This window comes from Streptomyces roseochromogenus subsp. oscitans DS 12.976 (genome assembly GCF_000497445.1).
In the GTDB taxonomy this organism is placed as follows: domain Bacteria; phylum Actinomycetota; class Actinomycetes; order Streptomycetales; family Streptomycetaceae; genus Streptomyces; species Streptomyces oscitans.
Window position 1 is genome coordinate 5,383,207 of sequence record NZ_CM002285.1, and the last position, 10,565, is coordinate 5,393,771.

Sequence of the window (10,565 nt, forward strand, 5' to 3'; positions counted from 1 at the left end):
CCTGCGGCCGGCCCGCGGGCGTCGAGGTGCGCATCGTCGACCCCGGCACCGGCAGGGCGCTCGAGGACGGCCGGGTCGGGGAGATCTGGGTGCGCGGCGAGTCGGTCTCGCCGGGCTACTGGGGCAGCCCGAGGGACAGCGCCGACATCTTCGACGGGCGGATCAAGGACGGCGAGGGCGGCTATCTGCGCACGGGCGACCTCGGCGCCCTGGTCGACGGACGGCTGTGCGTGACCGGCCGGATCAAGGACGTGATCGTGGTGGCGGGACGCAATCTGTATCCGCAGGACCTGGAGCGCACGGTGCGCGAGGTCAGCGCCCTGTTCGGCTCCGGCACCGCGTTCGGGGTGCCCGGCGAGCGCGAACACGTCGTCGTGGTCCAGGAGCTGCGGGGCCGCAGCCGCTACGGCGTCGACCTGGCCGAACTCACCGCCGGCGTACAGCGACGGCTGAGCGAGCAGTACGACGTCGCCCCGAGCGGTGTCCTCCTGGTCCGCCCCGGCACGGTCCGGCGCACCACCAGCGGCAAGCTGGAACGGGCCGCCATGCGCCGGATGTTCCTCAACGGTGAACTCACCGCACTGCACCAGTGGGTCGACCCGGAGGTCGAACGGCTGGTGCGGCGCGTCACGCCACGAAAGGGTCCGCGATGACAACACCGCCCGGCCCGCAGGAACGGATCGACGCCCTGGAGGCCGCCCTCGGCCCCCTCGACGATCCCGCGAACCCGCTCGGCGCCGCCGCGCTGCTCGCCGCCGACGCGGCGGGTGAGCCGGTGTCCGGTGCCGAGCGGGTGCTCGACGTGTTCGGACTGAACGCGGAGTTCGTCCCCGCCGAACTGGGCGGGCGACTGTGGCGCATGGACGTCCTCGGCCGGCTCCTTCGCCCGCTGTTCCGCCGGGACGCCTCCCTGGGCTTCGGATACGGCCTGAGCTGCTTCTTCGCCGCGGTGCCGGTGTGGACCGCGGGCAGCGCCGCGCAGCGCCGCTTCGTCGCCCGGCTGCTGCTGGACGGCGGCCGTGTCGCGGTCGCACGGCACGAGGTGGCGCACGGCAACGACTTCGTCCGCGACGAGCTGACCGCCCGGCCCGCCGCCGGCGGCGGCCTGTCGGTGAGCGGCGGCAAGACCGCGATCGCCAACGCGGCCCGCTCCCGCGGCCTGGTGGTCTTCGCCCGCACCGCGGACGCGCAGGGCGGCCGCAGCCACTCGGTGCTGCTCCTGGACCGCGCCGCCCTGCCCGCCGACCGGATCACCGACACCGGGCGGCACTCCACCACCGGGATGCGCGGCGCCGAGTTCGGCGGCCTCGCCTTCACCGACTGCACCGTGCCCGACAGCGCGGTGCTCGGCCGGGTCGGCGACGGCTATGAACTGTCGCTGCGCTCCTCCCTGTTGATCCGCGGCCTCATCCCGTCGATCGTGCTCGCCGGTGTCGACACCGCGCTGCGCACGGTCGCCGCGTTCGCCACCCGGCGCCGTGCCGACGGCCGTTCCTCTCTTGACGTACGGCATGTGCGGGACGTACTCACCGGCGCCTTCCTCGACCTGCTGCTCATCGACTGCCTGGCCCTGGTCGCCACCCGGGCGCTGCATCTGCTGCCGCATCAGATGAGCGTGTACGCGGCGTCCGCGGCCTATCTCGCGCCGCGGCTCGCCGCCGAGACGATGGACGAGATGGCGGCGGTGCTCGGCGAGGAGAGCTTCGCGGTGAGCGGCACATACGGGATGTTCCAGAAGCAGCTGCGCGACCTGCCCGTCACCTCGCTCGGCCACGCCGGCAGCGCGGGCCGCCAGGTCAGCATCCTGCCGCAGCTGCCGCACTTCGCACGGCACGCCTGGTTCGCGGAACGGGAAGCACCCGCCGCGCTGTTCCGGCCGCACGAAGATCTCCCGCCGCTGGACCTGCCACGCCTGTCCCTGCTCTCCGGCAGCGATCCGCTGGCCGCGACCCTGGTCGCCTGCACCGCATGGCTGGAGTCGGCCGACCTCACCGTGCCGGGGCGCGAGGACTGGCCGCTGCTGCGCACGCTCGCCCGGGCGTTCACCGGTGAACTCAGCGAGCTGGCCAAGGCGTTCGGCGAGGTCGACCCCGGCGACCGGGCCACGCTGGCCAGCCCGCACAACTTCGCGCTCGCCGACCGCTACACCCTGGTCCTGGCGGCGGCGGCCTGCCTGGGGACCTGGCGCGCGCAGACCAGCGCTCCGGCCGACGCGTTCCTGGCCGATCCGGCCTGGGCGTCCGCGGTGCTCCACCGCCTCGCCCGGCGCCTCGGCCTGCCCCTGCCCGACCTGCCCCGGGACCAGGCGGGCCGGGGCAGCCCCGTCGCCGCGTGCGAACAGCGCGTGCTCGCCGAGGCACTGGACCGCCTGCACGGCCGCCGCAGCTACGACTTGTACGGCTCCGCGCTGGCCTGATCCGCCGGCGGAGGTATCCACCCGAGCCCGAGATGGAGCACCGACCATGTCTGAACCCCAGCACGACGACGCACACGACGACTCCTTCGGCGCGGCCCAGCGCGAATGGCTCACGGAGCGGCTCAGCCACTACCTCGGTGTGCCGGTGGACGAGAACGTGCCGTTCCACGAGTACGGAGGCTTCGACTCGGTGGCCGCGCTCAGCCTCTACGGCGACATCGAGGAGGAGTTCGGGCCACTGATCGACCCCACGGACATCGAGACGTATCCCACCGTGCGCGAGCTGGCCCGGTACATGGCCCAGCACGACCCGCGTCCGGCGGGCGGCGGCCTGGTCCGGGCGGCCTTCGTGTTCACCGGACAGGGCTCCCAGCACCCGGGCATGACCTCCGGCCTGTACTGGAACTGCACGGGCTACCGCGCCCATCTCGACCAGGCCGCCGCCGAGTTGCTGCCCTACACCGGGACGTCGGTGGTGGAGCTGATCCTCGGCAACGACCCGCGGATCCACCAGACCGCGTTCACCCAGCCCGCGCTGTTCGCCGTCGAGTACGCCCTGGCGCAGACCCTGCGGGAGGAGGGCGTGACCCCGGTCGCCGTCCTGGGCCACGGCATCGGCGAGTTCGCGGCGGCCGCCGTCGCGGGCGCCCTGTCGCTGCCCGACGCCGCCAAGCTGGTCGCGCTGCGCGGCGCCTTCATGCAGTACCTGCCCTCCGACGGCGGCATGATGGCCACCTGCGCGGCCCCGTTCGAGGCGGCCGAGCTGGTCGCGTCCGAGCCCGGCGTCGGCATCAGCGCCATCAACGCCGCCAAGGCCACCGTGCTCTCCGGCGATCGCGCGGGGCTCGAGCGCATCCAGGAGCAGCTGGAGAGCAGGGGCATCGCCTGCCGGCATCTGACGGTGACCCACCCCTTCCACTCACCGCTGATGGCCCCCATGGTGCCGAAGTTCGACGCCGTGGCCCGCCGGATCGCCGGCGGCGCCGCCCGGGTGCCGTTCTACTCCACCCTGTACGGCCGGCTGACCACCGAACCGCTCTACGGGGCGTACTGGAGCGAGCAGATCACCTCGCCCGTCCGCTTCGCCGACGCTGCCCGCGCGATGCTCGCCCAGCAGACCCCCACCCATGTCGTGGAGATCGGACCCCGCGTGGTGCTCACGCCGTTCCTGCGCCGGATGGGCGGCAGCGAGGGGCCGACCTGCCTGGCGGTGTGCCGCGGTCCGGAGAGCGACGCGGTGGATCTGGCCGGGGTGATCTCGGCACTCGACGCGGGACCGCTGGCGGCGGCGCTGGCGGGGGCGTGAGCCGATGACGACGATCGGCCGGCCGCTGTGGGCGCCGGGACCGGAGAGCCCCTGGGAGCGGGTGCACGAGGAACTTCTGCGCAACGGCAGCGTCCTGGTGCACGGCAGGATGCCCGGCTGGCAGCCGGACGCCGGAGCGGCGGACCTGCGCCTGCTCCTCGGCCGTGACTGGGCTCGTTACGAGAAGCTCGGCCGGGCCGGTATGCGAGAGCGTTTCCTCGCCTCCCGGCTGTTTCTGCGGTACACCGCCGCGGCGGCCGTGCGGACACTGCCGCACCTGGTGGACGTGGCGTATCTGCCGGGCGGCCGCCCCTATGTGCGCGGCCTGGACCAGATCGACATCAGCCTGAGCCACACCGACGAGACGATGGTCGTCGGCGTCACCCGCCGGGGCCGGATCGGGGTCGACGTGGAACGCGCGGACCGGCGGCTCGCGCACACCGGTTCCGAGGCGCAGGCCTGCACTCCGTTCGAGAAGCGGAACCTGGACCGGGGCGCGGAGAGCGTCCGCAACGACACGATGGTGCGGCTGTGGACCCTGAAGGAGGCTTACAGCAAGGCGCTCGGCCAGGGCCTGCGGTTCCGTTTCACCGAGTTCGGCTTCGCCCTGCACGGTGCGTCCGGCGCCCGGCTGGTCCGTCCCGACGGCTCTGCCACGGATGACGGCGGCTGGACGTTCGGGACCTTCGCCGTCGGCGGCAGCCATGTGGTGAGCGTCGCGGTGTTCGACGACGGGTTCGGGGAGCTGTCGGACGTCTCGGTGGGGACGACGCTGCACGAGGGGCTGCTGGACGCGCTGTACGGGGCGACCGGCGAGGAGCTGCCCGGTCCGGCGGGCTCAGGGGATCCAGCCGGCGTCCTCGGCGATGCGGATGGCGTCGACACGGTTGCGGGCGCCTAGCTTGCCGACGACTGAGGTGAGGTAGTTTCGGACGGTGCCCTTGGTGAGGTAGAGACAGCCGGCGATCTCGGCGGCGTCGGCCCCCCGGGCCGCCAGCCGCAGCACCTCCATCTCCCGGCGGGACAGCGGATTGTCCGGGAAGTCCCAGGCGGTCATGGCGAGTTGGGGGTCGACGACACGACCGCCCATCGCCACGGAGCGCACGGCGCTGGCGAGTTGGTCCGGAGGGGAGTCCTTCAGCAGGAAGCCGGACACATGGGCCGACATGGCACGGCGCAGGGTGCCGGGCTTGCCCAGGCTGGTGAGAATCAGGGAGCGGCAGCTGGGGAGCTGTTCATGCAGGTCGGCGGCGGCCGTAAGACCGTCCATGCCCGGCAGGTCGACATCGATCACCGCCACGTCGGGCCGGACCTCGAGCGCGGTGCTGACGATCGTGTCGCCCCGCTCCACGGTGGCGATGACCTTGAGATCGGGCTCGAGTTCCAGCAGGGCGACCAGCGCGCCGCGGATCATGTGCACGTCCTCGGCGAGCAGGACAGTGATGGACAGCACCTGTTACCTCCCCCAGGCAGCGGTGACTCGTCTGATCAGCCCCTGTTCAGGCTGCGGTTCAGGCTGCGGACCTCTCGTCGTCCGGCGCGTCGGCGGCCGTGCCCGCGGGAACCTCGCCCTTGTGCGGCTGGAGCGGGGCCCGTGCCACGAGGCGGTACAGGCCCTCCTCGTCGACGCCGGCCGTCAGTTCCCCGCCGATGGCGGCGAGCCGGGTCCGCAGATTGCCCAGACCGCTCCCGCCACCGGAACGCGTGTCAGGCTCCCCCCTGTTCGCCACTCCGTCGTTGACCAGCGTAAGGAGAACCGTTTCCGTCTCGCTGGTGGCCTTGATGGTACATACCTCGGCCTTACTGTGCCGAAGGATGTTGGTGACTCCTTCCCGCAACGCGGTCGCGAGGACCGTGTCGACCACAGGATGCAGCCGTTCGACCCGCACGTCGACCTCCGTGCGGACATCGGCCGACATCAGAACCGCCGCGGCCGATTCCGCCTCGTCGCGCAGCGACATGTCCCGGTAGCCGCGCGAGACCAGACGTACATCGGCCAGGGCCTGCCGCGCGACGAGCAGCAGGGACGTGGTCTCGTCCGCGGCCAGCTCCGGCCGGGTGGGTATCAGCCGGTTGACCAGCTCGCCCTTGAGCGTGATGGTGGACAGGCTGTAGCCGAGCAGGTCATGCAGGTCCCGGGCGAAGCGGAGGCGTTCCTGGGTTACGGCCATGCGGGCCAGTTGTTCGCGGGTGTCGTGCACTTCCTGGACGATGTCGGTCAGGCGGGTCAGACCGTAGATGACGAAGCCCGCGAGAATGATGGAGAGAACGACGTAACAGCCGTACAGGACGCCTTGTCCCGCGAGCAGCGGGTACACCGGGGAGGTGGCGACAACGAGCCAGAACAGAGGCCAGGCGACGCGGTTGGGCAGGGTGAGCAGGATTGTTCCGGCGAGCGGGCCCTGCATGCTGCCCCAGTTGAGGCCGAACCACACCGCCGGCAGGTAGGTGAGGACGAGCTGTCCCACGAGAACGCCGAGGCGCCGGCGCAGCCGCCAGGCGCGGGCCGAGGCAGAGGTCAGGCTGAACTGCACGCCGAACTCAAGCAGCACGATACCTATGCACGTGCCCAGTTTGACGGCGCTGGCCGTGTCGAACGACAGCACGTTGATGATGACGACGGTGCAGTAACAGCCCAGAACCACGAGCGTGATCGTGCGGGCGAGTCGGGGCGCCAGTGCCGGATGGACCGAGGTGTGGGGGGAATCCTCGGCATCCTTGGGACTTTCCGTTCTCCGGAAAGTGTCCGGCATCGTGACCTCCTTGCCCGGGGACATGGCGCAAGGCATGGTATGGGCACGACTGAACGGCGGCCAGTGATGGCTGTAATTAGCCGGTTTCACACGAACAACGGAATGGGGTTGAGGTCGCCGTAGCGCGTAGCGCGCGTGATGCGGCCGAGTGTCACCGGGATGTCGAAGAGGCGGCCGGGCGCGAACCTGGCCCAGAAGTGACGCATACCGGGAACGATCACCTTCACCACAGGAAGCCGCACGTCAGGCCGAGTCTGATCGAGGACCAGCAGCTCCATGCCACGCTCCCGCACCAGACTCTCGGCCACGGTGAGGTCGCCGAGCAGATCCTCGCGTGGTTCGCACACGTAACTCGCGGGCGTAAGTGGCGACTCGGCCGAGTCCGGTACGAGATATGGCTGATTCCGGGTAGTCGCTTCTGTCCACCAGGAGGCCAGCTCCGGATGGACGGAGGCGAACTCGGTGTCCGCTTCCGCTTCCACGTCCGGCGGTGGCAGCAGCTGCGCCATCTCGGTCACCGCGCGGCGCAGCGCCGTACGCGGGTCGAAATGGGCGCCGAACCCGAGGCAAATGCGCTGTGACGTCGCGTCCTTGTGGCAGGAGACGGCGGCCATGACGGGGATGCCGAAGTCCGTGGTCAGGTCCAGCACCCACACATCGCGCCGCAACCTGCCGTAGGCGGAGCGGACGTCAGCGAGCCAGGGCTCGTCGAAGGCATCCAGATCGACGCCCGGCTGCCGGGTGCGGTTGTACCACCACAGGCCCACCGCGTCACGTTCGACCACTTCGAGGAATCCCTGCAGCGTCGCGTCCTCCAGACTGCTGCCGGCCGCGTTGCCGTTGGAATCCGCCCAGATCGGTGACGGCCGCCGGCCGGGGCCGGAACCGAAGTAGAGCATCGACGTGGGGAGCAGACGGTGGGCGCCCGCGGTCATCGACCACACCGGGGTCCATTCCGTCGGGGCGTGCGGGTCGAAGGGCGGCGGAACCTGCTGGAACGCGGCGCCAGAGCGGTTCCAGCTGTCCCGCTCGGCGAACTGCCGGTCGGCGTACAGCTGGCACGTGTTGGGGTGCAGCGCGCTCTCGCCGAGTCCGGCGAGCGTGTCGAGCACGACCGGCTCGTCCCCCTGGCGGGTCGCGCTGTAGCGCTCGACCGCCTCACACAGCGCGCCGACCTCGGCCTCCAACGGTGTGGTTCCCTTGCCGCCGCTGTAGCTGCGCAGCCCGTGACGCAACCCCGCGAGCGAGTCGGCGCGCAGCGCGGGATTGCGCCCGGAGACGTATCGGTTGAGACCTTGCGGGGTGCCCGGGGCCGGCCGCAACTCCGGCACCACACCGGTCAGGGGGTCGACGAGGTGCCGGTAGCGGTGCAGTACCGTTTCTGCGGACAGGGCCCGGTGACCGCCGCCGGCCGTGGCCGACTTCAGCCGGGAGACGAAGGACACCGGGCGCCGTACGGTCGCCGCGACCAGACCACGGTCGCCGCACTCGGGGCACTGGGGGCGCCGGGTCACCGGGTGGTGGCGCGTGCGCAGGGTGCGGGTGTCCAGAGTGCACAGGGCGGCCTGCTCGGCGTAGCGCATCCCGGCGACCCACTTCGCCGTCTCCAGGACGGCGCTCTGGAGCCCCAGAGCGCGTACGGAAGCGACGTAGGCCCGCGGGAGCGGCACCGGACCGGGCAGCCCGAGTACTCGCTGCACCGGCGCCTGAGTGGCGCGGTGCCCGCGCAGCCGGTACGCGAGGCACGACCAGCATGCCTGGCCGGGCATCCCGAACACAGGACCCACCCAGGCCTCGACGCCGTACGGCTTGGCGAGCAGCCAGGGCCGGTCGGCGGCCCGGTGCCGGGCGTCCACCTCGGCCAGCGACGGGTCCAGGTAGTCGTCGCAGACGACCAGCGTGAACGCGGCGGACGCGTCATCGTCGGCCAGGGTGAGACCGGAGGCGAGGCACTCCTCGCGAATGGTGTCCGGGTCCGTCCGGCCCAGCACCAGGACCTGCACCTGGGTTCCGCGCAGGGCTGCCTGGGCGCCTGCGCCGCTCAGTCCCGCGAGTTCCCAGTACGCCTCGGCGGCAGCATCCGACGACGGGACGCGGTAGCCGATGAGCTGGGCCTGGGCGAGCGCGGCGATCGTCCGGCCCGCCGCCGTGGCGCCCAGCAGTGTCGCGGCCTCCTCCAGGACGGCCTCCAGGGTCCGGGTCCCGTCGAGCAACGGGGCGAGGATCTCCACGTCCGGGCCGTGCAGGGCGGTCGTGCCGTGCTCCGACAGCAGATACACGGCCTCACCGCCGACCACCTCGACGCGCAGGTGGGGCTTGAACCCCACCTGCGGTGCCACACGGGGCATCGTGCCGGATCTGCTCATGCGCACCGGGGGCCGGAGTGCTCGCCCAGGTACTGGGGCGTGAAGTAGCTGCCCAGGGTGACGGAGGTGTCCATGCTGTCCAGGTCCTCGATCACCAGCGTCTCGTGGCCGGCCTCGACCAGATACACCGGCTCCGTCGCCGCGACCCCGAACTCCGCGAGCACCGAGACCGGGTCGGTGAGGTAGCGGGCGGCCAGGTCGGGTTCGAGTCCGGCTCGGGCGGTGAGAAGTGCGATGCCGTGGTCCTGCGCGGACGCTCCGGCCGGACGGGCCGGGGCGGCTATGGTCAACGTGCTCATGGAACCCTCCAGAGTCATGAGTGTTGAGAAGCGCTGCGAATCGGGAATTCGTTCGGCGTCCCGCGTCACCGAAATTCTGGAGGGCGCTGTTTCAAGCCGCACAGTGTGGCCGTCACCATCGCGGTATGACATTTTCATAGGCCTCTTCATGACCCGCACACTGTGGCTCGAACCCGGCTGCTGCGAAGCTTTTGCCTTGCTCGGGAGGCGGCGACCGCCGGCCCCTCGGCCGACGGCACCGCCCGCGTAAGACGGGGGCGGGCACCGCCCGCGCGAGACGGGAGAGTGATCACATGGACATCAAGGTACTGGGTCGGCTCACTGCGGAACTCAACGGCGTGTCGGTGGTGCCTAGTGCCGCCAAGCCGCGGCAGATTCTCGTCCTGCTCGCCCTGCAGACGGGACGCGTCGTCACCGTGCCGACGCTGATGGAGGAGATCTGGGGCGAGGACATACCCCGCAGCGCAGCCACCACCCTGCAGACGTACATCCTCCAGCTGAGGCGCAAGATAGCGGCCGCCCTGGAGGGTGACACGAGCCGGCAGCCGAAGGACATCCTCGTCACCCAGCACGGCGGCTACCTCCTTGAGGTGCAGCCGGGGCAGATCGACGTGCAGGAGTTCGAGCAGCTGTGCGCCTCCGGCCGGGACGCCCACGAGGCGGCCGACTACCGGACCTCCGCCGAGCTGCTGCGCAGGGCCCTGGACCTGTGGCAGGGGCCGGCGCTCGTGGACGTACCGGTGGGCAGCGTGCTCGAACTGGAGGCGCTGCGGCTCGAAGAGGACCGGATGGCGGCGCTGGAGCTGCGTATAGAGGCCGATCTGCGCCTTGGACGGCACGCCGAGATCGTGCCCGAACTGCGGGTGCTGGTGGCCAAGCACCCCATGCACGAGAACTTCTGCGCGCATCTGATGACCGCGCTGCACCGCTCGAACAAGGCCTGGCGGGCGCTGGAGGCGTATCAGCGGCTGCGCGGTTCGCTCGTCGAGGAGCTCGGCCTGGAGCCGTCGCCCCGGCTGCAGCGGCTGCACCAGTCGATCCTCTCCGCGGACCCGGCACTGGACGCCGACCTGCACCACCGGGTCCCCTTCTCCGCGGCGGGCTGAACCGACGACCCCGTCCGCGGCTCCTGCCGGTCGATTCCGCGGCTCCCGTGGGTGGTCTGCCGGGTCGGTTGCCCCTCCCCGTGGTTGGCTGGGTCCGCCCCCTGCGGTTCCTGTCCGTGGCCGGCGCGGCCGGTGCCGCCCTTCCCGTTTTCGGTCCGGGTAAGTCGGTTACCCCTTCCGGCGGTCGGCCGAGTTCGCCCGCTCCTCCCGGCGGTCGGTCGAGTCCGCTCGCCCCCCGGCGGTCGGCTCAGTCCGTCCGTCCCTCCGTGCGGTCGGTCGAGTTCGCCCGCTCCTCCCCGTGGTTGGCCGGGTTCGCCCC

General features: G+C 71.4%; 9 protein-coding genes. 5 read left to right on the forward strand and 4 right to left on the reverse strand.

Annotated elements, in window-relative coordinates:
- The 4 genes from M878_RS73015 to M878_RS73030 all read left to right on the forward strand — a co-directional run.
- Positions 1-653, forward strand: a 653-nt coding sequence (locus tag M878_RS73015) for an AMP-binding protein (RefSeq protein WP_023549558.1), incomplete at its 5' end; no start/stop codon positions are given.
- Positions 650-2,416 (forward strand): acyl-CoA dehydrogenase family protein, encoded by a 1,767-nt coding sequence (locus M878_RS73020; RefSeq protein WP_023549559.1) that lies wholly within the window; start codon positions 650-652, stop codon positions 2,414-2,416. The genes M878_RS73015 and M878_RS73020, both read left to right, overlap by 4 nt.
- Positions 2,417-2,462: 46 nt before the next feature.
- Positions 2,463-3,722 (forward strand): acyltransferase domain-containing protein, encoded by a 1,260-nt coding sequence (locus M878_RS73025; protein WP_023549560.1) that lies wholly within the window; start codon positions 2,463-2,465, stop codon positions 3,720-3,722.
- Between the two features lie 4 nt (positions 3,723-3,726).
- The gene (locus M878_RS73030) at positions 3,727-4,623 is read left to right on the forward strand and encodes a 4'-phosphopantetheinyl transferase family protein (protein WP_023549561.1); all 897 of its coding nucleotides are present in this window, start codon (positions 3,727-3,729) and stop codon (positions 4,621-4,623) included.
- Here the strand turns inward: M878_RS73030 and M878_RS73035 are convergent.
- The 4 genes from M878_RS73035 to M878_RS73050 all read right to left on the reverse strand — a co-directional run bounded on the left by M878_RS73035 (position 4,561) and on the right by M878_RS73050 (position 9,140).
- Entirely contained in the window at positions 4,561-5,172 is a 612-nt protein-coding gene (locus tag M878_RS73035) for a response regulator transcription factor (protein ID WP_031225561.1), read from the reverse strand. The genes M878_RS73030 and M878_RS73035 overlap by 63 nt on opposite strands.
- Before the next feature lie 61 nt (positions 5,173-5,233).
- Positions 5,234-6,475 carry a sensor histidine kinase gene (locus tag M878_RS73040; RefSeq protein ID WP_023549563.1) on the reverse strand — a complete coding sequence of 414 codons (1,242 nt, stop codon included), beginning with the start codon at positions 6,473-6,475 and terminating at the stop codon, positions 5,234-5,236.
- An 86-nt stretch (positions 6,476-6,561) separates the two neighbouring features.
- Positions 6,562-8,823 carry a TOMM precursor leader peptide-binding protein gene (locus M878_RS73045; RefSeq protein WP_023549564.1) on the reverse strand — a complete coding sequence of 754 codons (2,262 nt, stop codon included), beginning with the start codon at positions 8,821-8,823 and terminating at the stop codon, positions 6,562-6,564.
- Between the two features lie 14 nt (positions 8,824-8,837).
- Complete coding sequence (locus M878_RS73050; RefSeq protein WP_023549565.1) at positions 8,838-9,140, reverse strand: hypothetical protein; 303 nt, start codon at positions 9,138-9,140, stop codon at positions 8,838-8,840.
- A 293-nt stretch (positions 9,141-9,433) separates the two neighbouring features.
- On the opposite strand from M878_RS73050, the gene M878_RS73055 reads away from it, so the two are divergent.
- Positions 9,434-10,246 carry an AfsR/SARP family transcriptional regulator gene (locus M878_RS73055; protein WP_023549566.1) on the forward strand — a complete coding sequence of 271 codons (813 nt, stop codon included), beginning with the start codon at positions 9,434-9,436 and terminating at the stop codon, positions 10,244-10,246.
- Positions 10,247-10,565: the final 319 nt, after the last annotated feature.

Coding starts and splice junctions, on each gene's coding strand:
- M878_RS73030 (WP_023549561.1), top strand. CDS start 3,727: ATGACGACGATCGGCCGGCCGCTGTGGGCGCCGGGACCGGAGAGCCCC.
- M878_RS73045 (WP_023549564.1), bottom strand. CDS start 8,823: ATGCCCCGTGTGGCACCGCAGGTGGGGTTCAAGCCCCACCTGCGCGTC.
- M878_RS73025 (WP_023549560.1), top strand. CDS start 2,463: ATGTCTGAACCCCAGCACGACGACGCACACGACGACTCCTTCGGCGCG.
- M878_RS73050 (WP_023549565.1), bottom strand. CDS start 9,140: ATGAGCACGTTGACCATAGCCGCCCCGGCCCGTCCGGCCGGAGCGTCC.
- M878_RS73040 (WP_023549563.1), bottom strand. CDS start 6,475: ATGCCGGACACTTTCCGGAGAACGGAAAGTCCCAAGGATGCCGAGGAT.
- M878_RS73055 (WP_023549566.1), top strand. CDS start 9,434: ATGGACATCAAGGTACTGGGTCGGCTCACTGCGGAACTCAACGGCGTG.
- M878_RS73020 (WP_023549559.1), top strand. CDS start 650: ATGACAACACCGCCCGGCCCGCAGGAACGGATCGACGCCCTGGAGGCC.